Annotated in this window: 22 protein-coding genes and 1 pseudogene; 8 read left to right on the top strand and 15 right to left on the bottom strand. The window is 58.6% G+C overall.

All coding sequences use genetic code 11. The features are described 5' to 3' along the window. Window positions 1–96: 96 nt before the first annotated feature. A complete protein-coding gene (locus JTJ32_RS04790; RefSeq protein WP_210041168.1) occupies window positions 97–1,518 on the top strand; it encodes a sugar porter family MFS transporter in 1,422 nt (473 codons plus the stop codon). 65 nt (window positions 1,519–1,583) lie between these two features. Here JTJ32_RS04790 and JTJ32_RS04785 read toward each other — a convergent pair whose 3' ends face one another. Together JTJ32_RS04785 and JTJ32_RS04780 are read right to left on the bottom strand one after the other, a co-directional pair. Continuing rightward, window positions 1,584–2,597, bottom strand: coding sequence for a GlxA family transcriptional regulator (locus tag JTJ32_RS04785; protein WP_210041166.1), 1,014 nt, complete (start codon window positions 2,595–2,597; stop codon window positions 1,584–1,586). A gap of 58 nt (window positions 2,598–2,655) precedes the next feature. Beyond that, window positions 2,656–3,135, bottom strand: coding sequence for a nuclear transport factor 2 family protein (locus JTJ32_RS04780; protein WP_099230141.1), 480 nt, complete (start codon window positions 3,133–3,135; stop codon window positions 2,656–2,658). Between the two features lie 148 nt (window positions 3,136–3,283). Here JTJ32_RS04780 and JTJ32_RS04775 point away from each other — a divergent pair, with 148 nt between their 5' ends. Then, window positions 3,284–4,600 (top strand): sensor histidine kinase, encoded by a 1,317-nt coding sequence (locus tag JTJ32_RS04775; RefSeq protein ID WP_210041164.1) that lies wholly within the window; start codon window positions 3,284–3,286, stop codon window positions 4,598–4,600. 626 nt (window positions 4,601–5,226) lie between these two features. Further along, entirely contained in the window at window positions 5,227–6,366 is a 1,140-nt protein-coding gene (locus JTJ32_RS04770; protein WP_210041162.1) for a pectate lyase family protein, read from the top strand. Window positions 6,367–6,426: 60 nt separating this feature from the next. On the opposite strand, the gene gspF is transcribed toward JTJ32_RS04770, so the two are convergent. The 7 genes from gspF to gspG are packed head-to-tail and all read right to left on the bottom strand — an operon-like array spanning window position 6,427 to window position 14,579. Then, entirely contained in the window at window positions 6,427–7,638 is a 1,212-nt protein-coding gene (gspF, locus tag JTJ32_RS04765; RefSeq protein WP_184322959.1) for a type II secretion system inner membrane protein GspF, read from the bottom strand. Continuing rightward, on the bottom strand, window positions 7,638–9,056 hold the full coding sequence (gspE, locus tag JTJ32_RS04760) for a type II secretion system ATPase GspE (protein WP_210041160.1): 1,419 nt from the start codon (window positions 9,054–9,056) through the stop codon (window positions 7,638–7,640). Before gspE ends, gspF begins: the two co-directional genes overlap by 1 nt. Next, on the bottom strand, window positions 9,053–11,410 hold the full coding sequence (gspD, locus tag JTJ32_RS04755) for a type II secretion system secretin GspD (RefSeq protein WP_210041158.1): 2,358 nt from the start codon (window positions 11,408–11,410) through the stop codon (window positions 9,053–9,055). Before gspD ends, gspE begins: the two co-directional genes overlap by 4 nt. Further along, entirely contained in the window at window positions 11,407–11,976 is a 570-nt protein-coding gene (gene gspM, locus JTJ32_RS04750; RefSeq protein ID WP_210041156.1) for a type II secretion system protein M, read from the bottom strand. The genes gspD and gspM overlap by 4 nt, the downstream gene beginning before the upstream one ends. Continuing rightward, a complete protein-coding gene (gspL, locus tag JTJ32_RS04745) occupies window positions 11,969–13,144 on the bottom strand; it encodes a type II secretion system protein GspL (RefSeq protein ID WP_210041154.1) in 1,176 nt (391 codons plus the stop codon). The genes gspM and gspL overlap by 8 nt, the downstream gene beginning before the upstream one ends. Further along, window positions 13,141–14,121 carry a type II secretion system minor pseudopilin GspK gene (gspK, locus tag JTJ32_RS04740; RefSeq protein WP_184322964.1) on the bottom strand — a complete coding sequence of 327 codons (981 nt, stop codon included), beginning with the start codon at window positions 14,119–14,121 and terminating at the stop codon, window positions 13,141–13,143. Before gspK ends, gspL begins: the two co-directional genes overlap by 4 nt. An 8-nt stretch (window positions 14,122–14,129) precedes the next feature. After that, window positions 14,130–14,579, bottom strand: coding sequence for a type II secretion system major pseudopilin GspG (gene gspG, locus JTJ32_RS04735; RefSeq protein ID WP_210041152.1), 450 nt, complete (start codon window positions 14,577–14,579; stop codon window positions 14,130–14,132). 144 nt (window positions 14,580–14,723) lie between these two features. Between gspG and gspI the strand changes: the two genes are divergently transcribed. Next, window positions 14,724–15,110 (top strand): type II secretion system minor pseudopilin GspI, encoded by a 387-nt coding sequence (gene gspI / locus JTJ32_RS04730; protein WP_210041150.1) that lies wholly within the window; start codon window positions 14,724–14,726, stop codon window positions 15,108–15,110. A 5-nt stretch (window positions 15,111–15,115) separates the two neighbouring features. Here gspI and JTJ32_RS04725 read toward each other — a convergent pair whose 3' ends face one another. Continuing rightward, window positions 15,116–15,547, bottom strand: coding sequence for a type II secretion system protein N (locus JTJ32_RS04725; RefSeq protein WP_210041148.1), 432 nt, complete (start codon window positions 15,545–15,547; stop codon window positions 15,116–15,118). Window positions 15,548–15,630: 83 nt separating this feature from the next. On the opposite strand from JTJ32_RS04725, the gene JTJ32_RS04720 reads away from it, so the two are divergent. Together JTJ32_RS04720 and JTJ32_RS04715 are read left to right on the top strand one after the other, a co-directional pair. After that, a complete protein-coding gene (locus JTJ32_RS04720) occupies window positions 15,631–16,092 on the top strand; it encodes a GspH/FimT family pseudopilin (RefSeq protein WP_184322968.1) in 462 nt (153 codons plus the stop codon). Next, window positions 16,089–16,700 (top strand): type II secretion system protein GspJ, encoded by a 612-nt coding sequence (locus JTJ32_RS04715; protein ID WP_210041146.1) that lies wholly within the window; start codon window positions 16,089–16,091, stop codon window positions 16,698–16,700. The genes JTJ32_RS04720 and JTJ32_RS04715 overlap by 4 nt, the downstream gene beginning before the upstream one ends. A 361-nt stretch (window positions 16,701–17,061) precedes the next feature. Here the strand turns inward: JTJ32_RS04715 and JTJ32_RS04710 are convergent, their stop codons facing one another. The 3 genes from JTJ32_RS04710 to JTJ32_RS04700 form a co-directional block, all read right to left on the bottom strand. Beyond that, entirely contained in the window at window positions 17,062–17,301 is a 240-nt protein-coding gene (locus JTJ32_RS04710; protein WP_210041144.1) for a hypothetical protein, read from the bottom strand. A gap of 826 nt (window positions 17,302–18,127) precedes the next feature. Beyond that, complete coding sequence (locus JTJ32_RS04705; RefSeq protein ID WP_210041142.1) at window positions 18,128–18,370, bottom strand: hypothetical protein; 243 nt, start codon at window positions 18,368–18,370, stop codon at window positions 18,128–18,130. Window positions 18,371–18,825: 455 nt separating this feature from the next. Further along, entirely contained in the window at window positions 18,826–19,806 is a 981-nt protein-coding gene (locus JTJ32_RS04700) for an IS5 family transposase (RefSeq protein ID WP_210041140.1), read from the bottom strand. Window positions 19,807–20,010: 204 nt separating this feature from the next. Between JTJ32_RS04700 and JTJ32_RS04695 the strand changes: the two genes are divergently transcribed. Together JTJ32_RS04695 and JTJ32_RS04690 are read left to right on the top strand one after the other, a co-directional pair. Next, on the top strand, window positions 20,011–20,271 hold the full coding sequence (locus tag JTJ32_RS04695; protein WP_210041138.1) for a hypothetical protein: 261 nt from the start codon (window positions 20,011–20,013) through the stop codon (window positions 20,269–20,271). A gap of 626 nt (window positions 20,272–20,897) precedes the next feature. After that, window positions 20,898–21,188: a hypothetical protein gene (locus JTJ32_RS04690; protein WP_210041136.1), complete on the top strand. Its 291-nt coding sequence runs from the start codon at window positions 20,898–20,900 to the stop codon at window positions 21,186–21,188. Window positions 21,189–21,549: 361 nt separating this feature from the next. Here the strand turns inward: JTJ32_RS04690 and JTJ32_RS04685 are convergent, their stop codons facing one another. Continuing rightward, window positions 21,550–21,957: a hypothetical protein gene (locus JTJ32_RS04685; protein ID WP_236059194.1), complete on the bottom strand. Its 408-nt coding sequence runs from the start codon at window positions 21,955–21,957 to the stop codon at window positions 21,550–21,552. A 178-nt stretch (window positions 21,958–22,135) separates the two neighbouring features. After that, window positions 22,136–23,490, bottom strand: a pseudogene (tnpC, locus tag JTJ32_RS04680) (IS66 family transposase); the annotation flags it as partial.

Here is a 23,490-nt window from a genome sequence, read left to right as displayed (position 1 = left end):
ATTTTCCTTTCTTACGGAACTCACACCGCCGACACCGCCCTAAGCCTCACATCTGTACTGGCACGACGCTGGTTCCACGTGAAGGACTTTATATTCATGTCTTCAAGCATCACCTCGACAGCGGCTGGCCAGCCGGGTCGAAAGCAGGCTTCACCCGGCCGATTGATCTTCATTTCAGTTCTCGTTGCAACCATGGGCGCACTCGCCTTCGGCTATGACACCGGCATCATCGCTGGCGCATTGCCTTTCATGACGTTGCCCATGGACCAGGGCGGGCTGGGGCTCAATGCGTACACGGAGGGTCTGGTTACCGCATCACTCATCGTCGGCGCCGCTTTCGGCTCGCTCGCCAGCGGTTATATCTCGGACCGCTATGGACGACGCGTGACACTGCGCCTGTTGTCGATCCTGTTCATTTTCGGCGCTTTGGGCACAGCAATGGCCCCGTCGATCCCGTTCATGATCGCTGCGCGCTTCGTGCTCGGCGTCGCGGTGGGCGGTGGCTCGGCCACTGTGCCGGTGTTCATCGCCGAGATCGCCGGCCCGTCACGCCGTGCCCGACTGGTCAGCCGTAACGAGCTGATGATCGTCAGCGGTCAGTTGCTGGCGTACGTGCTGAGCGCTTTCATGGCGGCGGTGCTGCATACGCCGGGCATCTGGCGCTACATGCTGGCCATTGCGATGATTCCAGGCGTGCTGTTGCTGGTCGGCACTTTCTTCGTACCGCCCTCGCCACGCTGGCTGGCGTCCAAGGGCCGCTTTGACGACGCGCAGGACGTGCTGGAGCAGCTGCGCGACACCAAGGAAGACGCCCAGCGCGAAGTCGATGAGATGAAGGCTCAGGACAAGCAGGCCCGCAACCGTCCGGCGGTGAAGGACCTGTTGCGCCAGAGCTGGGTCATCAAGCTGCTGCTGATCGGTGTCGGCCTGGGCTTCACGGCCCAGTTCACCGGCGTCAACGCGTTCATGTACTACACGCCGATCATTCTCAAGACCACTGGCATGGGCACCAATGCTGCGCTGACCGCCACCATCGGCAACGGTGTGGTTTCGGTGATTGCAACGCTACTGGGCATCTGGGCGATTGGCCGTTACGGCCGCAGGCATTTGCTGATGACCGGCCTGGTCATCGTGATCCTGATGCAGGCCGCACTCGGCTGTGTGTTGCAGTTCATGCCGCAGAACCTGACCCAGAGCTATGCTGCCCTCGCCTGCATTCTGGTGTTTCTGTTGTTCATGCAGATGTGCATCTCGCCGGTCTACTGGCTGCTCATGTCGGAACTGTTCCCGATGCAGGTCAGAGGTCTGCTGACAGGCGTCGCCGTGTCGATGCAATGGCTGTTCAACGCGTCGGTGGCGTTCGCCTTCCCCATCGCAGTCGATGTCATCGGCAACCCGACCTTCTTCGTGTTTGCAGCGATCAACATCGGCTCGCTGATCTTCGTGTTCCTGTGCCTGCCGGAGACCAAGGGCAAGTCGCTTGAGCAGATCGAAAAGCATTTGAAAAAAGAGCTGTAAACCTCGCAGTCATCCCACCGAACGTCCGGGCCTCAGCGCCCGGACGCTTTCTGCGCCGCAGAGCATCAGCGGGCCAACCGCTTTTCTCTGGAAGGTCTGTAACCGAAAAACGAGCTGTAGCACTTGCTGAAATGGCTGGGTGAAACGAAGCCACACGCCACCAGCACCTCTACCTGAGACATGTCGGTATGTTGCAGCAAGCGACGCGCCTCTGTGATGCGCAACTCCAGGTAATAGCGTTGGGGGGTCGTACCCAGCTGTTCCTTGAACAGCCGTTCGATCTGACGTCGCGAGCGACCGGCATAGACTGCCAGTTGCTCAAGCTCCAGCGGCTCTTCCAGATTGGCATCCATGAGCTTGATGACTTCGCGCAAGGGCGCACTCACCGAGCTGTGCGGTGAAGCCTTGACGCGTCGGTAGCGGGACTCCTCGAAAGAAAGAATATCCTCGATGCCCTCGACCAGTGCCTTGCCGTGAAGTGAGCCGATCCATTCCAGCGCCATATGAAACGCGCCTGCGGGACTGGAGGCCGTCAGGCGATCGCGGTCTATGACGAACGCTTCGCTGGTAACCTGAGCGTCCCTGCATATCTCGGCAAGCGCCGGGCGATGCTCGGGATGAAGCGCACAACGATAGCCATCGAGCAACCCGGCACTGCCCAGAAACCATGCCCCGTTCCACAACCCTGCCAGCATCACGCTCTGTTCAGCGCCCGCCTGCAGCAAGTCATTCAGACCAGTGTCAGCCTTCAGCGCTGTTCGATAGCCACCGCAGACCACCAGCAGGTCGAGATTGTGCAGAGATTCGTGATCCAGACGCCTGTCGGGGCGAATGACCAAACCCAGGTCGCTCATGACCTCGCCAGCCTCAAGGCCGAACGTCAGGGTACAGAACAGCTCCGCTCGCAACAGATTGGCCGTCACCAGCGTATCAAGCACCTGCGTGAAAGCGGGCAGAGAGAAATGCTCAAGCAATAAAAAGCCCGCGCGCGTCTGTAAAGGCTGCTCGCCCTGTGCATCGCTCAGGTAGCGGAGGTTCTTGCCCTTCATTCCCCCGCTGAATTGACGGCGTTCGACCACTGTTTTTCTCTCGCTGGGTTATCTCGCCCGGACCATCATCGTTGAACGCTTTGCAGGCTTAAAGCCCCAGCTCCGACAGCCCCGGATGATCATCCGGACGACGCCCCAGCGGCCAGTGAAATTTGCGCTCCGACTCCTGGATTGGCAGGTCGTTGATGCAGGCAAAGCGGTTGGCCATCAAACCATCATCGTTGAATTCCCAGTTTTCATTGCCGTAGGAGCGAAACCAGTTTCCTGAATCGTCATGCCATTCATAGGCGTAACGCACGGCGATGCGGTTCCCGTCGAACGCCCAAAGCTCCTTGATCAGACGGTAGTCCAGTTCCTTCTTCCATTTGCGTTCCAGAAACTGCTGCGCCTGTTCGCGATTGGTGATGAACTCGGCACGATTACGCCACTGGGTGTCTGGCGTATAGGCCAGCGCGACTTTTTCGGGGTTGCGGCTGTTCCAGCCGTCTTCGGCCAGACGGACCTTTTCAATGGCCGATTCGCGGGTAAACGGTGGCAGTGGCGGACGAGTTGCGGCATTGGCTGACATGCGGGAGTCTCCGGGCAGATTGACCATGAAGGTAACCAGACCTTTTCGCAGGCTGCAAGCCCCAGACCAGACACTCGGAAGTCTCTTGCTGTCGCCTTGAATCTACAGGCATCATACGGCCATATTCTGCCCTCCCGCGATGCTTCCCATGACCCACCGTCCTGCCCCCCTCCCCGCCAACGAGGCAGACAGAATCCTGTCGCTGGAGCATCTCGGCATTCTGGACAGCGAACCTGAACAGGGCTTCGACGATGTGGTGCTGCTGGCCACGACGCTGTGCGACGTGCCGATAGCGCTGGTATCGCTGGTGGATCGAGAGCGGCAGTGGTTCAAGGCCTGCATCGGTCTGGATGTGCGCGAGACGCACCGCGACTTTGCATTCTGCGCCCATGCGATTCTGGCGCCAGCCGACGTGCTGATCGTGGAGGACGCCACACAGGACCCGCGTTTCGAGCACAGCGCCTTGGTGCTCGGGCCGCCCCATATCCGTTTTTATGCCGGGGCCCCCATCTGCAGCGATGCGGGCCTGCCAATGGGCACTGTCTGCGTGATCGACACCAAACCGCGCAGCCTCAGCGATGCGCAGCGTCTGGCGCTCCAGGCGCTGGCACGCCAGACCGCCGCCTTGCTGCAGTTGCGCATGTTGAGCGGACAGCATGAGCAACGGGCTACCGCGCTGACACACGAACTCGAAAAGGCGCAGGACCATAATCGCGCCACCGAACGAAACCTGCGCCATTCCCAGCGCGTTTCATCGCTGGGCATGCTGACGGCAAGCATCGCTCATGATTTCAATAACCTTCTCCAGGCGCTGAGCGCCAGTCTGCAGCTGGTTCGCATGCGTGCACGGCGTCCGGCCGACGTGGAAAGCCTCAGTGATACCGGCCTACAGGCGGTTGAACATGGCCGCCAACTTGTCAGTCGCCTGCTGTCCAGCGTTCGTCAGGATGGGCCGGAGCTGATTTGCATCGATGTCAGCGAGCGGCTTGACGCGGCGCGTGATCTGTTGCTGCGCTCGGTCGGTGAGGAGATGGAATTGTCCTTCGATCTTCAGGCCAAAGGCTGGGGCGTGCTGTGCGTCGAAGCCCAGTTGCATGCCGCCCTCCTGAACCTGCTGGCCAACGCGCGCGACGCCATGTCCGGGCCTGGCAAGGCGTGCATCGCGACCCGCATGGAGTCTGTGGAAGATGACCTTCGACTGCCCGAAGGCGACTATCTGGTGATCAGTGTGACCGACAATGGTCCCGGCATGCGGAGCGATCTGGCAGCGCAAATCTTCGAGCCGTTTTTCACCACCAAAAAGACCGGGCTGGGCACCGGCCTGGGTCTGGCCCAGGTGCAGGAATTTGCCGTGAACGCCGGGGGCGGCGTACGCGTCGAAACCGCACCCGGTGACGGGACGCGCATGAAACTGTATCTGCGAATTCTCGGACGTATCGAGACGGCCCTGCTTCCGTCTCGATAACGCACCTTCTGCGCTGTACATCGGCAAACACCTTCGCCTGATACCGTATACTCTGCAACCAGGCAGAACAGCAGAGTTATCATTCGACGCATTTATATCACGCCATTCATCGTTCGCCAGAACATGCCCTCGGACAACTAACGATGGGCACTTCCATCCCGGCCAAAGTTACTGTTGTAAAGTTGGCGCATCCAGACACTCATTTGACCAGTCGATCACAACCCCTCGTTATCAAACGTATTTTAACCATCAAAAAATTTGCGCATCCAATCTGACGTCATACCTCAATCTGCCGACAGCGCACGATCGTGACGAACACGACTCCGAGCTCAAACCAACACAACCACCTGTTTCATAAGGTATTTATTCAATAAAATCTCGACATCGCTGCCATTACCCTCTGAAAACATCGACGTACCCCCTCTCCACGAAGCTCGCAAATAGCAAAAATTCTCTTTTACTCAGATTGTCGTCATACAACCTTCATAAACAGTTTTCTTCTCCCGTATATTCACGTTGCAGCAAACGGATTGTTTGCGCGGCGTTAATGGCAAATGGACGTTTGTTGGTGAGACACGCAGCTGTCTACTGCGAGTTGTACCTCAATTAATCAAGGATCAGATTAAATGGTTAAGTCTCGAAAAAATCTGCCAATCACACTCGTCAGCGGTCTGTTCGGTTCGCTGATGCTGGCCAGTCTTTCTGCTCATGCCGATATCGCAACCGATGTAGCCACCACCGGCTGGGCCACCCAGAACGGTGGCACCAAAGGCGGCTCACGAGCGGCTGCGAAGGACATCTTCACCGTCAAGAACGCTGCTGAACTGAAAAGCGCGCTGGCCGCCTCAGTGGGCAGCAATGGTCGCATCATCAAGATCACCGGCCTGATCGATGTCAGCGAAGGCAAGGCGTACACCAAGACCTCGGACATGAAGGTCCGGGGCCGTCTGGACGTTCCCGGCAAGACCACCATCGTGGGCACCAGCAGCAGTGCGGAAATCCGAGAGGGTTTTTTCTATGCCAAGGAAAACGATGTGATCATCCGCAACCTGACCATTGAGAACCCGTGGGATCCCGAGCCGGTCTGGGATGCCGACGACGGCAGCGCGGGCAACTGGAACTCCGAGTACGACAGCCTGACAGTCGAAGGTGCCAACAACGTGTGGGTCGACCATGTGACCTTCACTGACGGCCGTCGCACAGACGATCAAAACGGTACCGCCAACGGTCGGCCCAAGCAGCATCACGACGGTGCTCTGGACGTGAAGAACGGCGCCAACTACGTGACCATCTCGTATTCGATCTTCAAGAACCACGAGAAGAACAACCTGATCGGTTCGAGCGACAGCAAGACCACCGACGACGGCAAGCTCAAGGTCACTATCCACAACACCCTGTTCGAAAACATTTCGGCTCGCGCGCCGCGTGTACGCTTCGGCCAGGTCCACCTGTACAACAACTATCATGTAGGCAGCACCAGCCACAAAATCTATCCGTTCTCTTACGCGCACGGCGTGGGCAAGAGTTCGAAGATTTTCTCGGAACAGAACGCATTCGAGATCAGCGGCATCAGTGGCTGTGACAAGATTGCCGGTGACTACGGTGGAAGCGTATACCGTGACAGCGGCTCGCGCCTGAATGGCACCGCATTGAGCTGCTCATGGAGCAGCAGCATCGGCTGGACGCCTCCTTACAGCTATAGCCCGCTGAGCGCCGACAAGGTGGCTGCGGACGTCAAGGCCAAGGCTGGCGCAGGCAAAATCTGACGCTGAGGTTGACCTGTTGAACAAAAGGCCCTCTTGATCGAGGGCCTTTTGCATGGTGCATCAACCAACCAGTTGATTGATCTCGATGATGGGCAGCAGCACCGCCAGCACGATCACCAGCACCACACCGCCCATCACCACGATCATCAGCGGCTCGAGCAGTGCCGTCATGCCCATGGCACGGCGCTCGATATCACGCGACAAGGTCTGTGCGGCACGCTCCAGCATGGGCGGCAACGCGCCCGTTTTCTCGCCGCTGGCAATCAGGTGAATAAGCAGTGGCGGAAAGACTTTCTCGACACGCAAGGCGGCGGCCAGATTAACGCCTTCACGCACCTTGGCAGTGGCTTCGGTTACGCTCTCGCTGAGACGATCATTGGACAGCGTCTGACGCGCCGCATCCAGCGCACGCAGCAAGGGCACGCCAGCACCGCCGAGAATCGCCAGAGTCGAGGCGAAGCGCGCGGTATTGAGGCCCAGCACGAAGCGACCGATCAATGGCAAACGCAGTACCCGTGCGTGCCAACTCAGGCGCGCCGCGGGATTGCGCAGGTAGATTCGCCAGGTCCAGACGCTGATCGTCAGGCCGAGCAGGCACAACCAGCCCCAGCCACGAATGAAATCACTGGCGTTGAGCATGGCCAGCGTGAGGCCCGGCAAATCCTGCCGCGCCTGTGAAAAGGCGCTGACCACCTGTGGCACCACGTAACTGAGCAGAAAGATCACAATGGCAATCGACACCAGCCCCACTACGCCGGGATAGATGAACGCCGTCAGGATCTTGCTGCGCAAGCCGTTGCGCTCCTCGATGTAATCCGCCAGACGCTCCATGACATGGGCCAGATCGCCGGACTCTTCACCCGCCGCAATCAACGCCCGGTAGATGTCCGGAAAATCACCGGGGCGCGCAGCCAGCGCTTCGGCCAGACGCATGCCGCTGCGCACATCGCTGCGCACCGCGCCAAGGGTCTGGATGATGTGCTTGCGCTCGGCCTGCTCCAGCGTGGCGCTCAATGCTTCGTCCAGCGGCAGCCCTGCGCCCAGCAGGCTTGCCAGTTGGCGCGTTACCGACGCCAGGTCAGTGTCCGAAAGCCTGGCACTGAACAACCCGCGCCCTCCACTGCGCGCACGGACGGTTTCCGGCTCGACCTGCAATGCCGTCAGACCACGACTGCGCAGAACGCTGAATGCCGCGTTGCGGCTGTCGGCTTCCAGATGCCCGGACTCAATCCTGCCTTGAGCATTGGCGGCTTCATAGCGATAGCGATTCATCAGACGTCCCGTGTCACGCGCAGAATTTCTTCGGGGGCCGTGGTGCCGCTGCGGACCCAGCGGCTGCCATCCTCGCGCATGCTCAACATGCCGGCACGGCGAGCCTCTTCACGCAAGGCCTGTTCGCCGGCACCAGTGTGAATCAGGCTGCGAACCGCGTCGTCAACGCAGAACAGTTCGTGAATGCCGGTACGACCGCTGTAGCCGATCTGGTTGCAGGCAACACAACCCACCGGACGCCACGTACCGGGCACGGCCGGGTCTTCCTGCTTGCAGCGCGGACACAGACGACGCACCAGACGCTGGGCAAGCACGCCCAGCAGCGACGAGGCCAGCAGAAAGGGCTCGACGCCCATGTCGGTCAGTCGGTTGACCGCCGATACCGAATCGTTGGTGTGCAGGGTCGCCAGCACCAGGTGTCCGGTCAGCGACGCCTGCACAGCGATCTGAGCGGTTTCCAGATCGCGGATTTCGCCGATCATGATGATGTCCGGGTCCTGACGCAGGATGGCGCGCAGGGCCAGAGCAAAAGTCATGTCGATGCGGGTGTTGACCTGAATCTGGCTGATACCCGGCAGGTCGTACTCCACCGGATCTTCGACAGTCAGGATGTTGCTGGTGCTGGCATCCAGTCGCGCCAGCGCGGCATACAGGCTGGTGGTCTTGCCGCTGCCGGTGGGGCCTGTGACCAATACGATGCCGTGGGGCTGGCGAATCAGGTGATCGAGCCTGGCAAGCACCTCCGGATCCATGCCCAGTGTTTCCAGTTGCAAGCGTCCGGCCTGTTTGTCCAGCAGGCGCATCACCACGCGCTCGCCATGACCGGTGGGCACCGTTGAGACACGAATGTCGATCGGTCGTCCGGCCACCCGCAACGCGATTCGCCCGTCCTGTGGAAGACGTTTCTCGGCAATGTCCAGTTGCGCCATGATCTTGATCCGCGACACCAGCGAACCGTGCAGCGCCTTGCGCGGCGACACTACATCTCGCAGCGTGCCGTCGACGCGGTAGCGCACCACAGAATGGCTTTCGTAGGGTTCGATGTGAATGTCGCTGGCCTCGTCCCGTGCGGCCTGGGTAAACAGCGCGTTGATCATGCGGATCACCGGCGCACCGTCCTGGGCATCCAGCAGGTCAGTGATCTCCGGGATGTCCTGCATCAGCCGGTCCAGGTCTGCCTCGCTCTCGGCCGCCCCGACCACCGCAGCAGCACTGCCGGTGTCGGCGTAAGCGGCTGCCAGCAGCCCGTCCATCTGCGCGTCATCCACACGTTCCAGCGTGGTCGGCCCGAACTGTCGCCGCGCCTCGTTGATCGCCCAACCGGGCGTTGACTGGCACGTGACCAGCGCAGCCCCGTGCTCACTGCGCCGCAACAGAATGCGCTGCGCCTTGGCCCAGGCATAGGGCAGCCCGGTCATGGCGCAGGCACTGGTACGGCGCGAATCGTCGCGCGGGGCATCTGGCCTTGCGCGGGCAGCGATTCGGGAATTGCCTTTGCCGCTGGCGGCAACTGCGGCCCTTGCATGTCCGGCAGCGCCCAATTGCGTTCCGGCTGCAGGCTGCCCTGGGCCCGGCGCATGTATTCGTAGCGATTGAGGGTAATGCTGCGCCCCGCGCCGCTGTCACGAATGATGTAAGGCCGCAGGAACACCATCAGGTTGGTCTTGGTCAACTGACGCCGGTCGTTGCGAAACAGCACGCCCAACACCGGAATGTTCGACAGCCACGGTACAGCGTCATTGCTCTGGTTGTAGCCATCCTGAAGCAGTCCGCCCAGGACCATGATCTGCCCGTCATCGAGCAGGATGCTGGTGTCGATGGCACGCTTGTTGGTCACGGTGCCTGCATCGACCGAGGCACGCTGATCGACACTGCTGACCTCCTGGTAGATGTCCAGCTTGACGGTACCGCCTTCGGAAATCTGCGGCCGGACATTGAGCTTCAGACCGACTTCCTCGCGCTCCACGGTCTGGAACGGGTTGTTGCTGGTGCCGCCTCCGCCGGTCACGTAGCTGCCGGTAACAAAGGGGATGGTCTGACCGACGAAGATGCTCGCCGCCTCGTTATCCAGCGTCAGCAGATTCGGCGTGGACAGCACGTTGCTGCCGCCTTTGCTCTTCAGCGCTCGCGCCAGCACCTTGAGGTCCAGCACCTCGCCGATGCCCGGAATGGTCACCGCGCCTTTCACCACACCGACATTCAACCCCGGCGGCAGCACATCGATGCTCGTGCCGCCAGCCGGGTTACTCACCAGTCCACTGCCGCCCAGATTGGCGCCACCGAACACACCGCTGCCGCTCAGATTGCCGGTCTGCCATTGCACGCCAAACTCGTTGGCATCGTCCTCACTGACTTCGACGATCAGGCTTTCGATCACGACCTGGGCGCGCCGCTGATCCAGCTGGTCGATCACTTCACGCAGGTTGCGATACAAAGGTTCCGGCGCCGAAATCAACAGCGTATTGGTGGTCGCATCAGCCTGAATGGTCACGCCACCGGCAGTGAACGCCGTGTTCTGATCGCCCTGCTGACCACTGACTCCCGCACTCGCCGTCGCGCCACCGGCCTGCCCATAACCGTTGCTGCCTGTGCCAGTTGCCGAACCACTGCCACTGGACGTGCTCGTGGTGCCCTGCCCTTCGCTCTTGCTGCTCGTCCCGCCCATGCCGCTGAGCATCGCGCGAGCAGTGTCGGTCGTGCCACTGTCGCTTTCGCCGGTCAGCAGACCTCTCAAGGCCTGGGCCAGCTTGCCCGCCTGGGCATTGCGCAGGTAGACCACGTGCAGGTTGCTGGGATTGCTCTGGGCGTTATCCAGTTTGTAGATCAGATTGCGCGCCAGTTCCGTACGCTCGGGGCTGCCGGCGCGAATGATGATGGCGTTGGAGCGCGGATCGCCGATAACGCTGATTTTCTGGGTCGGGTCGCCGCCCTGGGTGTCCAGCAGCTCACTGACCATTCCGGCGATGTCCACGGCAATGCCGTTGCGAACCGACACCACGTCGGTGTCGATGGCACTGGGCGTGTCGATGCCGTCGATGATTTGCGCGACGCGTGTCAGGTTTTCCGCGTAGTCGGTGACCACAATGGTGTTGTTGCCGGGATAGGCATTGATCGGGTTGTTCGGCGATACGATGGGCCGCAGCACCGGAATCAGGTTGACGGCGTTTTCGTACTGCAGCCGAAAGGTGCGGGTCAGCATGCCATTGCCGGCCGGTTTGTCAGGGCTATAGATCGCCCCCCCCAGCAGCTTGGCATCCGCCTCGGGCACCACATGCGCGACGCCGCCGACATCGACGACGCTGAAACCCTGCATGCGCAATGCAGACAACAGCATATCGTAGGCCTGAACGGCAGGCACCTGCCCTTCGCTGACCAGTGTCAGGGTGCCGGTGACGCGCGGATCGACCAGAAACTGCTGGCCGGTCGAGCGAGACAGGGCACGCACGACCGCCTGAATATCGGCATCGACAAAATTGAGTTGCACCGGTTGATTGCCGAGCATACTGCGCGCTGCGGCAGGACCGCGGCCGCTGTTCTGCCTGCGGGGCGTGCTGATCGGGTGCGGCGCCCTGGACTGATTCGGCGCGCTCGCCTGCGCACGCTGACGATCGAGCAAGGCGTCGCCACTGCGCTGCGTATTGGCCAAGGGTTGGCCCAGTTCGCTATCCATTGGTGGGGGCGGTAACGAGTGGGTGCATGCACTCAGCGCCAGCAGTACGAAAGGCAATGCCTTGCGACACGGGCGCACATCATTGAAGCCTGAGCACTTCATAAAGCTTCCTTGCTGGCGCCGGGCGCCTGATCCATACGAACGATCCCTGACAGATGACCTGCCGAGGCTTGTGCGGAAAGCCCGTCTGCGCGTTGCAGTCGGGCTTCGGTAACGTAGAGCGAAAGCTGTTGCGGCTGCTCCAGCAACCATTGCATGACGCTATCGGCCGGGGCCTGGTCGAACGTCAGTTGCCAGGTCGAATCACCGGTTTCGGTCTCGGCCTTCAACCTGTAAACCTGCGCCAGCCCGGCGGCTTCCAGACTCACGCGCAACGCCTGCTCCAGACGCTGTCCGGACACTCGCATGGCCGGGGCCGGCAGTTGCTGCAGCAACGTTTCGAGGGTCTGGTTCTGGGTGCGCAGCCTGGGCGTCTCGGCCTGCCAGTAAGCGATTTTCTGTAAAGGCGGCTGAACCAGCAGCAACCACACCATCAGCCCCGACAGCACCCAGGCAGCGCCTGTCACCAGTTGCCTCTCCCGTCGCGTCAGGCCTGACCAGGCCGTCGCTGCACGGGTGCGCCAGAATCGCCAGCGCAATTTCGCAAGGTTCAGCGTGGCGCTATTCATGATCATCGCCCTTGGCTTCGTCGCTTTCGGCTGAGGTGGACTCAGCCAACGGGCTCAGCGTCCACAAACGATCCTGGCGACTGACACCCAGCCCGACCTGTTTAAGTGAATCCTGCCAGGTACTGTCAACGGGCACCTGCGGTGTCTCCTCCAGCATCTGCAGTTGTAACCTGTTGCCAGAGAACGTCAGGCTGTGCACGCTGCCTGACAGGAAGGGCATGCCCTCGGCGGCCTGGTGCATCAGCTGAGTGAAACGCTGACTAGGATCACTTTCGGCACCGCCCTGGCGGGCGGCCAACTGCTGGCGGGCTTGCTGCAAGGGGTTGAGAATCACCGGCAGTTCTGGGAACGCCTGTTTGACGCGCTGAGTCATTCCGGCCTTGAGCGCCTGCCCTTGCGCAGCCTCGCGAGCGGCATAGAGGTTCAGACCCGACGTCCACACGGCGATCGCCAGCACGCAGCAGAACAGCGCGGGTGTCCAACTGGACGCTTGGCCGCCGGTGTGGCCAAGCCCTGCATGCAGACTCCAGCCCGGCGCGACGCCGCTCAACGCCTGCTCTGCCGACAGGCTCTGCGCGTCTGCAGCTGCGTTAGTGCCAATCCAGCACACCTCACCACCCGAAACGAGCCGCTCAGCCAGTCCATCTTCATGACAGGGCTGGACCACGGCGTGATCGAGGCTGTGACGCAACAGCCAGTGCTCATCCAGCAGGCCTGCGCTGACTTGCCCCTCGACAGGAACCGGCAAACCGAACGGCGCCGGATACAGCCCACGCAATGGCAGGCGGATCTGACTCAACAACTCGGTCAACCGCGCCAGCGCCGCCTTTGGCAACCAGCCGACCACCACACGACCTTGCGGGTCTCGGACGCTGTGGGCGATGTGCATCTGATCGCTGTTTCCGAGCATCAAACCTTGTGCGGCGCAGATGACGGCAGCCTTGAGCCGCGACCCGCTCAACGGAGGGAGATCGATACCGGTCAGGACGCTGTCCAGTGGGTGCAGGTAGCATTCGACACCTGATGATTTCCGGCCTCTGGTCAGGGCTGACAAGGCGCTGTGTCCGCTTTCGGTGACACGGCCTGCGCGGTCAAGACGGACGAACGCTACCGTGGTGTCCCCGGTCAACTCGTTCAGCGGCGACAAGGCGATGCGCAAGCGATTCATATGCCCACCCGCGACCAGATGACCCTCGGTAGCGTGTCGCCGACGCGATGCAGCAAGGCCTGGATTCTGACCTGACGTTGCTGGGGACGTGCCTGCCCGCGCAGCATGAACCACTCACTCGTGACGCCGACGTTGAGGTTGTCGACCGTCAATTTGGGTACCCGCAATCGGTTGATCAGGTCACCCCGGTTAACGAACCACAATCCCCTGTCGCGCTCGGACACCACCGCCTGAGCTCTGGACAGCGACAGACCGGGAATGACCGCGGCCAGCACCTCGGCGCTGGCCGTGTTGCCGTTCACCCAGGTGTTGCTCGGCAACACACTCACGTAGTAGTCGAGACGCGTCAATGAGGCCTCGGTCAGGCCTGCCATGCCACGCAGGTCTTCGAGGCTGCGCAGCATCGGCTGGGTCGCGGGTAGAAGTGTTTGCTCGGTGCCGGACGAGGTCACTCGGCCGCTGTCGAAACTGCTCGCCGGGCCCGTCGACATCGGTGTGGAAAGAAGCCTGGGATAAGACGCAATGACCCGCTGAATGATCCGCTGGGCAAGCGCGGCATCAATACCGATCATTTCGCACAGTCGCTCGAAGCTGCGCTGCTGCCCGATATCCGCCTGTTGATTGGTCAGCAGGTTGCGCAGATTGAACTTGCCCTGCTGATCCTGCAATTGCCCTTCGAACTCACCCGGCCTGGCATTCGACGCGTCGATGACGATTGGTCTGGCCCAGGGCTGATCGAGGCGCGTCGAGGCGTCCTGCTGACGCGAGTCCCAGAGCAATTGGCGACCGATCTCAAGCCCGCCCAATAACTGCTGACTGCTCTGCACACGCGATTGTTCGGCTTCAAGGCTGCGAGTCAGCACGCCTTGGCGAGTGAGCATGCCTGCTGCAATCACCGCCACGATTGCGGCGATCAGCAACGCGCTGATGATCGCCGAGCCACGCTGTCGGGACGCAGTGAAGAAGAGGTTTTTCATGGCAGCGCTTAAAGCTGCCAGGAGCCGATATCGGCATTCACGCCGTCACCATCCGGCTGGCCATCGGCACCGAGGGAGAAAATGTCCACCTCGCCGTTAACACCAGGATTCAGGTAATTGTAGGGGCGGCCCCAGGGGTCGTTGGGCAGTCGTTCAAGGTAGGAGCGCCAATTGTTTTTACTGACATTGGCCGGGCGCTCGACGAGCACCTTGAGGCCCTGATTCTGATTGGGATAACGGCCGTTATCGAGGCGGTAAAGGTTGAGTGCCTGCATCAGGCCGCCAATATCCTGCCTGGCCGCAGTAGCACGAGCCTGATCGGGACGATCCAGCACCTTGGGGACCACGATGGCCGCCAGAATGCCCAGAATGACGACCACAACCATGATTTCGATCAGGGTAAAACCAGCCTGGGCGCGACGGCCTGCAGGCCGCTGCATGACGCGCGCGACTTCCATATCCACTTCCCTTGATAATCCTTATCAGCGCCGCAGTGTAACAAAACTATAAAACGGGACGAGGGAAATATTCAGTGATTTGCGTTCGCATCAGAACGCTGGACCAGTGCTATTCTGCGCCCCTGTAGTCCGCCAGGAGGCACCATGGGACAGGCACACACGGAACGTGGTTTCACTCTGGTCGAGGTGCTTGTCGCGCTGGCAATCATTGCCGTGGCCATGTCGGCAGCGGTGCGTGTTGCAGGCGGCATGACACAGAGCAATGGCCTGCTGCGTGACCGAGCAATCGCGCTGCTGGCCGCGCAAAACCGACTCGCAGAATTACGTCTTGAAGGACAACTCAAGGCTGGCGTAAAGACCCTCGATTGTGATCAGGGACACCTGCTGCTGCGCTGCGATCAGACTCTGATCACCATGGCCGGAGGCACACTGATGCGTGTCAACGTGAGGGTGTCGGAACGTGAGCGACAAGGGCCGCCGCTGGCACGTCTGGAAACGATACTGGGTCGCCCCTGGGTAAAGTCGCAGTGAGCCTTTCAGCGGCGTATCAGGTCCGGCAGCCCGGAGACCGCGGAGAGCGTGCTGACCTTGATTCGGGTCTGCTCCGATCCTCGCTCGATCACCACGCCGTCAGCTTCTACGGCGACCAGACGCACATCCCTCGCCAGTCGCTCGCCCGCTATCACGCTGCGCGCCGGACCATCATTGAGCCGGATAACCGCCACCGCACCTCGTGCGCCTGCCATGACACCGGACACGCTGATCTGCACTTGCGAAGGCTGATTGGCAAACCATTGCCTTGCCGGGCTGGCAGAACCGCCTTCCTGGGTTACGCTCGTCTGCACAGGCGCGGACGATTGAGCCGATGTCATCAATAATGAAGACCAGACCACCACGCCTGCCAGCGCCGCAAGCAAGGCCGCTGACTGCAACAATCGCGGAGCTGACACACCAAAAACAACTGCCATGACTGAACCTCCTGTTCGTCTGGAACCAGAGTCTACATCAGACTGCACGTCGGCATAGCGGCTCAACCAAGGACCCCGGCTTCATGACCATGGACAGGCAACAGGGCTTCACCTTGATCGAACTGATGGTGGTGCTGGTCATCATCGGCATCGCCAGTGCCGCCGTCAGCCTGAGCATCAAACCCGATGCCGATGCACTGCTGCGCAAAGACAGCCAACGGCTCGCGCAACTGCTGCAGATCGCCCAGGCCGAGGCCCGCGCCGACGGCCGCCCGATCACCTGGCTGGCCGATGGCAAAGGCTTTGTTTTCCAGCGCCGCAACGCAGAAGGCAACGGTTTTGATCACTTCACAGACGACCCGCACCTCCATCCGCGCAACTGGGAAACCCCGTCCATGCGCGTGCAGATCCAGCCTCGCCAATCCGTCGTACTGAACGCCGAATGGATCACGCCGGTGCTGCACATCCGCCTCTCCGATGGCGAACACACGCTGGGCGTAGAACGTTCGGCCTTGGGCCAATTGAGCGTGGTCAGTGCGCCATGAACAAACATCAGCGTGGTTTTACCCTGCTCGAAGTGATGGTCGCGATTCTGCTGATGTCCATCGTCAGCCTGATCGCCTGGCGCGGCCTGGACAGCGTGACCCGCACCGACGCCCGACTGCGTGAAAACACCGAACAGACCGAGTCTTTATTGCGAGCCTTTAACCAACTGGAGCGCGACATGGCCCTTCGCGCCAGCATCGAAATGCAGGAACCGGACCTGAACGGCGATCAGAACGACCGACCTCAGGCTCCGGCAGCAGTCAGTCTGCGTGCCGCCGATACGGGTGAGTTTCGTCTCGACGTGATTCGCAGTGCCGCAGTGTCTGGCGAAGGTCTGCAACGCGTACGCTGGTGGCTGAAAGACGGAACGCTCTATCGGGCCATGGGCCTGCCGAGTGATCGTTACCCACTGCCTGCACCCAAGGAGGGGGTTGCGGTGCTTGGAGGCGTTGTGGATCTGCAAGCGCGGATCTGGAAAGCGGACAATGAATGGCACACGCTTGATGGTAATCGGGAGAATGATCCTAAAGGGATCGAGATTCGATTGACGCGGGAGACGGGCCAGGGGCGGCAGGAGTATAGGAAGGTGGTTGGGCTTTTGGATTGATGGGGGGTTTAGGAATGCTCCGATCAACTAACAGTAACCGCTCAATGAACCCCACTCAAAGCGCTAAGCTAATGCCGGATGCTGGATTCCCGATTGTTTCAGAAGCCCATCCACCATCATGCGACTCAACGCTCAAGTCGAGAAAGTGTACCTCTACCCCAAGTCCGTCGAGTTTAGAAAACCCATTGACGGCATGGGGCATGGCTGCGCTGGTCGAACCGAATATCAGGATTGCCGTGTTCGACCCGGTACTTTTCGTTTTCCTCAACAAGCGATAACAACGCTATTCCCCCAAAAAAAACGAGAGCTTTAATATTTTTCTCCAATCATAAGCGCCTGACCGTCAGACCAAAACCCCCAATCAATACTTATAATCCTTAGGATTTTCAATATTCTTGTCGCTGTAGATCACAAGCATTTTTTCTAAGTCTTCATGAATATTTAAAAAGTAATCTGAAAGCGTTGAGAATCTAATGCGAGCCATCGTCAGCGCCATTAAACTCAAAACATCATCATTATTTTCCACACCAGCAATCGATTTTTCAACATCATCAAAAGCAAGGCGCAAATTCTTTGATAACTCCTCTGAAATTTGTACCATTACATTTTTTTGGCTTTATGTGGTCAAACGGCAAAGCGGTAGGATCTGGAGTTACACCGCGCTGACTTTTTTGTGGTTTGGCTAAGACAGCACCACTGGCATCGGATTTAACTACGCCGTCGTTGGCTGCTCTATTCAATTCCAATGCCTCTTGTTTTTGCCTCAGAGTAAACTCTTTACCGGGACCAATATCGGGCGGATTTTCAATGCTTGAATAATCGACTTTCGCAGGAGCGCCTATCTCTTTTGCACCATCAGCCTTTTATGCGTTCTAATAACTCGACCATTGCTAGTGGATCACGCTCCACAAGTTTTTCGATCAAATCTTCCGCTACACGCAAACCCTAAAGGAGAACCAATCGAGACATCCTATCCATGATTTCAGCATGTCGCTGTTTTATAGATAGAGCTTTACCAGGACACGCATAAAACCATAGCTCTATACCCGCTGCACTCATGGGGCTCTTGTCCTAGTACTAACAACGCTATCGATACCATTGACCGAATGAAAGCTTTAGCCTGCGCCTCAACTTTTTGATTCGGAAACTCATATGCAACTTTATATCCGGGATTCTGATCAACGGCAGATTTCACACGCTGCAAAGTATCCAAAACCGACTTTTGCGTTGAAGGGCGCCAGATGGCCAACTTTGTCTTTTCATCAATTAACATAACGATGGTTTCGAAAGTCCACAGGTTTGGGGTAGAGGTACACCTTTTCGACTTTGGCATCGGGTCGCATCATGGCGGCGGGCCTGAGAGAATCGGGAGCCCAGCATCGGGCATTAGCTAAGTGCTTTGAATGTGGGGTTCATGGAGCGGTTACTTACAAATAACCAGCATCACTCAGCAAGTCTAACAGCTTCTCATCTAGCGATTCATCACTAAGCCCGCTAGTCCTACCCGGCCCGCGCCAGTTCCATATAATCTGCATAGCCAAACTATCCACATCAATAAACTCCTCATGAAAAAATTCGCTAAGACGCATATTACCAATAGTAGGATCGGCTTTAATAACATATCTAAAGACATGAGAAGGCTTTTTACCCTCACTGATACCTTCTAGCATACAAAACCTCCTTTAACTATTACTACCTTTCAAAAATAACGGTAGTCGCATCATTCCATCTTTCTTTGACGGGGGTCTGAACATTTGTAAAACCATATTTTGCGGCTATGCGTCCAGTCCAAGTTTTTGCAGCCGCCTCAGCGGGAAGCATACCTTTCTCCAAATCAGCCAAGTACTCTGATGTATTTACGCTATCTGTTCCGCCAAACCATGCCCCCCCTAACAGCGTTAACTTTAATACCTTCCTGCTCCAACCTCTGCATAGCGCTAATAAACATATCAGTCCCAGAGGGATTTAACGCATTGTTAGATGAACGAACATCAAAACCTAAGGATGCTCCGATCAACTTGCTGCGCAGCGGCGGCGAGTCGCAATTTGCCCGGCACCCAGCGCTATTTGCTGAAAATGGCCTGATGCAGCGCGCGTTGAGGGCGTTTCCGTCCGGTTTTCCGTGTTAAACACGCAACTCGCCCATACCCATCAGCTGTTTTCGAGCCATCCACAGGTTTGACAGGGCGAACAGCGTGGTCAACTGAGCTGTGTTTTTCATCAGCCCACGAAAGCGCACTTTAACGTAACCAAACTGCCGCTTGATCACCCGAAACGGGTGCTCGACCTTGGCCCGTGTCTGAGCTTTGCAGTACTCGATCTTGCGCTTGGCCTTGTAGAGCACGCTGCATTTATTCAGCCTGGAATACGTGCTGCGCCGCGCCGCGATTTGCCAGATGACCTCACGATCTTCATGCTCTTCACGCTTCTCGACACCGGTATATCCAGCGTCTGCATACACCGCGTTTTCTTCGCCGTGCAACAGCTCGGCGACCTGCGTGACGTCGGCCACATTGGCGGCAGTGCCATGAACATGATGAACCAGTCCCGACTCGGCATCGGCGCCGATATGCGCCTTCATCCCGAAGAAGTATTGGTTACCTTTCCTGGTCTGATGCATCTCGGGATCGCGCTTGCCTTCCTCGTTCTTGGTGGAACTGGGGGCATGAATAATGGTGGCATCAACGATAGTGCCTTGACGCAGCGACAGGCCTTTTTCTTGTAAATAACCGTTGATGACCGCGAGGATCGCAGGGGCCAGTTGATGCTTTTCCAGCAGATGCCGGAAGTTCATGATCGTGGTGTCTTCAGGTATCGGGGCGCTCAAGGTCAGGCGTGCAAACTGGCGCATGGGCGTGATTTCGTAGAGCGCTTCTTCCATGGCCGGGTCGCTCAGGGAGAACCAGTTCTGCAGCAGATGAATGCGCAGCATGGTTTCCAGCGGATAGGATTTTCTGCCACCGCCGGCCTTGGGGTAGAACGGTTCGATCAGGCCCAGCAGACCTGCCCAGGGCACGACCTGATCCATCTCGGCGAGGAAGCGTTCGCGGCGTGTCTGCTTGCGCTTGCGGGCATATTCGAAATCGGAAAAGCTCATCTGGCTCATGGGCGGCTCGGATCAGGTGGTCAGGCGTATTTCATCACATTTGAGGACTTGTTCGGAGAATCCCTAAGCGTCATGTACAACGTTCTGGAAAAAACCCGGTCCGGATAGCCATTATGTGACAAGGAGGAGAGCAACTATGAACAGGGCCTGGCCTCTGTTTCAAGTGAGCTGAACACGAGTTAGATCGAACCGTCTTCGTCGCCTATGGCTGAGGCAATTTTTTCGAACAACTGGTGGGCAAGCCTGACGCTGCCCTCCCTGCCGGAGAAGTCCGAAGCGCAGGCCGAAGAAGAGTTGTTATGCCGCCTGGTGGCCCTGAACAACGACCGCGCCGCCGAGGAAGCCCGCGGCCATATTCGCTGGTTGCGTCCCGAGTACCAAAATCTCAACGTTGCTGTTGCAACGAGGCAGAGTGAGGATGAGTTGTACGATACAACAGATCCGTTTTCTGACTCAATTTTTTGATAAAATCTTATAAAAACCCATAAATTCAATTACTTATACGCATAATGACTTAGCAGAATTCCACCTTATTAGAGGGATACATTCCCCCCAAAATTCACCTAGGGCTTATATGATTGGCAATCAATGTGACAGAGTGATATCGTTCTGCTACTTAGAGGTGCTAGCCTGGGTTCCCTGGCCACCACAAGCCAGTTGGGCCGCCGCGCCACCCTCGCTGGAAAAACCCGTAGCTGGGAAATAGGGAATATACGGCGAAGTCTGAACCTCCTCGCCAACTGCTACATGAGACATGGAGAACAGCTTAGAGGAGGACATCCAATGGGTGTTTTGAATCAGGCTGGTTCAGCAGCTTTGCCTAGACGCTTTACGGCGTTTGGTGGCGTAGTCTGGGGTCTTTGCACCTTCGGACTCGACCCAGTGACCGCTGTTGCACTGGTTCTAATCGCTACTGTCGTTTTGTCGATAGTGTGAAGCTAGGCCGCCGGACGCGTGTGATTCCGGCAGCCGGAACTATACGGTTCTGCAGAATTAACGGCTCGAATTAGGAGCTTAGCGGACTTCGCGAGTACCTTGTCGGGACCATCTGGGGCTGCTTGAGCTCCATAATTACAGCTAAAGGCGCCCTCATGACACGCTACACATTCCCTGATCCAAAGGCGCGTTCGGTAAGTAAGCCAACCGATGACTGCTCTCGGAAAAAAATCGTCAGCCTCTATAACAACGCGCACGGGACGGACAAGACCTACCTCACAGAGGAGATCAAAGACTGGTTCCGAGCCACCGCTTTGCGTTTGGGGTGGAGCTCTGTCGTTTTCGGACCTAATGCAGCGACCCTTACTGCCAAGGTGGTGTTGGATCGCACTGCCACCGCAAAATCAACCAACACGGACAAAGTCGTCAGCATTGATCGGCGCTGATGCTTGAAGAGCCTCCGTGCGCTTGTATCAGCGACAGAGGCTCACTGCAGCTTCAATCTGCTTTTCGTAACCGATCCGCTGCCTGCGCTAGGCGAGCAGCGCCCTCATCCTCACCTCTAGGCTGTCGGTCTTGCGCAGGCCAGCAGCGGCCCATGGCAGCACCTCTACCTCTGGCGCGCAGCACGTCACCTGTACCGGAACACCGACGCGCCTGTACTGCAGCGGCTCAGCCTGCCGCACGTCCCCAAAAGTGCCGTGGACAGCACCAGCCCGCTCCTACAGGCGAAGCCAAGTAATACGAGGCTTGAAGCCTGATGAGGGCTACTTCCGCTCCCGCAGGGATGCGAGTTCAGCACCAGCCTCATAAGCCAAGTTCCTTTTCGATGGTCGAGGTCGCGGCCGGGCACCGGTCGCCACCAGTGCGCTCCTGCTTCAGCCGGTTCGCTGCGGCATGGTCGACCTGGGCGCTGGCGGCTACTTCTGCCACGGCCCTCTCTGCCCCGGCCTGACGTGCGTTCGCAGCCAAGGTCAGTTCGCCCAGCGCCTTGCCCTCCTCCTGCGCTAGCCCACTGAGGTTGTCCCGGGCGGACTGGCAGTTGACAGCCTTGCCGCTAGCTTCATGTAGTAGTGGGCGGTATTGGCTGACAGCCACCCAGACTCCACCGCCCGCGCCAATACCAACCAGCAGCAGTAGCCCGGCCAAGCGGCCGCCCACGATTGGTGTCGTAATCACGCCGGAGCCCTCCGTCCCCCTCTCGTCGATCAGCATGGATGGATACCGGCCTCAGCTTCAGCCTTGGAGAGGCCAAGAAAACTAGTGGTAATTTCAATTACGCGTAAATGGCCACTATTTGGAAGTAATGATAGAGTCAGGCGATCTAAATCGGCCGATGTGTAAAAAATGTATGCGATCCATAAACCCACCTCCCCAAAGGTGGGTCAACGATTTACCGTGGCATCTGCGGCGAGCAGTTCCACGGTAACAGGGCTTCGTAGTCTTCCACCGAAGCGGCATGCGGCAACCGCTCCAGGACGTGGCGCAGCCACGTATAGGGCTCCTGGCCGTTGACCTTGGCGGTCTCGACCAGGCTGTAGATCTTTGCGCTGGCACTGGCGCCGTTGACGGTATCGCTGAACAGCCAGGCCTTGCGCCCGATGACAAACGGCTTGATCGCTCGTTCGGCCGCATTGTTGTCGATGGGCAAATAACCCGCTTCGACATAGCGTTCCAGACGACTCCAGTTATTCGCCAGATAATGTACTGCCTTGCCTAATACGCTTTGCGGCGTTACTTGGGACTGCGTCTTATCCAGCCAGCTTTTCAACTGGGCGAGGATCGGCAAGCTCTTTTCCTGCCGCCCCATAAATCGCTACTTGTCGCTAACGCTTTTGAGCTCACGCTCGATGCCGTACAGTTTGTTGATCATTGTCATCGCGATATCAGCCCTTCCGGTTTTACCCTTGGGCTGCACTTTCTGTGCCTCCACGAATTTGCGACGTGCATGAGCCATGCAGGCCAGACGTTCAACACCCGGTTGCAACGCCAGCGTGTTATAGCCTGCGTAATCGTCGGTCATTACGTAGCCGCGATAACTTTCCAGCAGCCGCAGCGGTACGTCCTGCGCACGGCTGGAGGTGTAATCGAACAGCACGACTTTTCGATCCGGAGGCCCGCTGGCCTGCACCCACATCCAGGATTGGCTGGTCGGGTCACGCTCTGGTTCTTTCAATACCTGGACGTGGGTTTCATCGCAGTGGATCACCGGACTTTCCAGCAGCCGGTCACGCATCAAATTGATCAGCGGCTGAAAGTGTTCGCTGCACTGGATGACCCAGCGAGCCAGCGTTTGCCGAGGGATCTCGATACCGTGTCGACTGAGTACCGTTTCAAATCGATGCAGGGGTAAACCGTCAACATACTTGGTAGTGAGTAGCATGGCCAATACGCTCGGACTGGCCATGCTCTTTTCGATTAACTGCGCAGGTTTGTCAGCCGTGACCAGTGCCGTTTCACAACCCCGGCAGCCATAAACCTTACGGATATGTTTGATCACGCGGATCTGCATCGGCACGATATCCAGCTGTTCGCTGGTTTCTTCGCTGATCACATGTTTGCGGCAACCGCAGGCACAGGTCAGTTCGTGTTCAGGCAGCTCGTGGATGACTTCGATACGCGGCAGATCAGCCGACAGTGGCTTGCGCTTGCCGCGGCGAGGTGTCGGTGCAACGACTTCTTCATCAGCGTCACCGACTGAAGGCATCGGCTCACTTTCAGGCTCGTTGAACAAGGCCAGTTGCGGCG

Source organism: Pseudomonas alliivorans, assembly GCF_017826695.1.
GTDB classification, from domain to species: Bacteria; Pseudomonadota; Gammaproteobacteria; order Pseudomonadales; family Pseudomonadaceae; genus Aquipseudomonas; species Aquipseudomonas alliivorans.
Note: the sequence above shows the minus strand (reverse complement) of the source record. Positions and strands in the feature narration are given on the sequence as shown.

Excerpts from the sequence above, each read along its gene's own strand:
- JTJ32_RS04710 (WP_210041144.1), bottom strand. The coding sequence starts at position 17,301 with ATGGTACAAATTTCAGAGGAGTTATCAAAGAATTTGCGCCTTGCTTTT.
- JTJ32_RS04775 (WP_210041164.1), top strand. The coding sequence starts at position 3,284 with ATGACCCACCGTCCTGCCCCCCTCCCCGCCAACGAGGCAGACAGAATC.
- JTJ32_RS04725 (WP_210041148.1), bottom strand. The coding sequence starts at position 15,547 with ATGGCAGTTGTTTTTGGTGTGTCAGCTCCGCGATTGTTGCAGTCAGCG.
- gspL (WP_210041154.1), bottom strand. The coding sequence starts at position 13,144 with ATGAATCGCTTGCGCATCGCCTTGTCGCCGCTGAACGAGTTGACCGGG.
- gspI (WP_210041150.1), top strand. The coding sequence starts at position 14,724 with ATGGGACAGGCACACACGGAACGTGGTTTCACTCTGGTCGAGGTGCTT.
- gspK (WP_184322964.1), bottom strand. The coding sequence starts at position 14,121 with ATGAAAAACCTCTTCTTCACTGCGTCCCGACAGCGTGGCTCGGCGATC.
- JTJ32_RS04705 (WP_210041142.1), bottom strand. The coding sequence starts at position 18,370 with ATGCTAGAAGGTATCAGTGAGGGTAAAAAGCCTTCTCATGTCTTTAGA.
- gspM (WP_210041156.1), bottom strand. The coding sequence starts at position 11,976 with ATGAATAGCGCCACGCTGAACCTTGCGAAATTGCGCTGGCGATTCTGG.
- JTJ32_RS04715 (WP_210041146.1), top strand. The coding sequence starts at position 16,089 with ATGAACAAACATCAGCGTGGTTTTACCCTGCTCGAAGTGATGGTCGCG.
- gspF (WP_184322959.1), bottom strand. The coding sequence starts at position 7,638 with ATGAATCGCTATCGCTATGAAGCCGCCAATGCTCAAGGCAGGATTGAG.
- JTJ32_RS04790 (WP_210041168.1), top strand. The coding sequence starts at position 97 with ATGTCTTCAAGCATCACCTCGACAGCGGCTGGCCAGCCGGGTCGAAAG.
- JTJ32_RS04780 (WP_099230141.1), bottom strand. The coding sequence starts at position 3,135 with ATGTCAGCCAATGCCGCAACTCGTCCGCCACTGCCACCGTTTACCCGC.
- JTJ32_RS04690 (WP_210041136.1), top strand. The coding sequence starts at position 20,898 with ATGACACGCTACACATTCCCTGATCCAAAGGCGCGTTCGGTAAGTAAG.
- gspG (WP_210041152.1), bottom strand. The coding sequence starts at position 14,579 with ATGGAAGTCGCGCGCGTCATGCAGCGGCCTGCAGGCCGTCGCGCCCAG.
- JTJ32_RS04720 (WP_184322968.1), top strand. The coding sequence starts at position 15,631 with ATGACCATGGACAGGCAACAGGGCTTCACCTTGATCGAACTGATGGTG.
- JTJ32_RS04695 (WP_210041138.1), top strand. The coding sequence starts at position 20,011 with ATGGCTGAGGCAATTTTTTCGAACAACTGGTGGGCAAGCCTGACGCTG.
- JTJ32_RS04770 (WP_210041162.1), top strand. The coding sequence starts at position 5,227 with ATGGTTAAGTCTCGAAAAAATCTGCCAATCACACTCGTCAGCGGTCTG.
- JTJ32_RS04700 (WP_210041140.1), bottom strand. The coding sequence starts at position 19,806 with ATGAGCCAGATGAGCTTTTCCGATTTCGAATATGCCCGCAAGCGCAAG.
- gspE (WP_210041160.1), bottom strand. The coding sequence starts at position 9,056 with ATGACCGGGCTGCCCTATGCCTGGGCCAAGGCGCAGCGCATTCTGTTG.
- gspD (WP_210041158.1), bottom strand. The coding sequence starts at position 11,410 with ATGAAGTGCTCAGGCTTCAATGATGTGCGCCCGTGTCGCAAGGCATTG.
- JTJ32_RS04685 (WP_236059194.1), bottom strand. The coding sequence starts at position 21,957 with ATGCTGATCGACGAGAGGGGGACGGAGGGCTCCGGCGTGATTACGACA.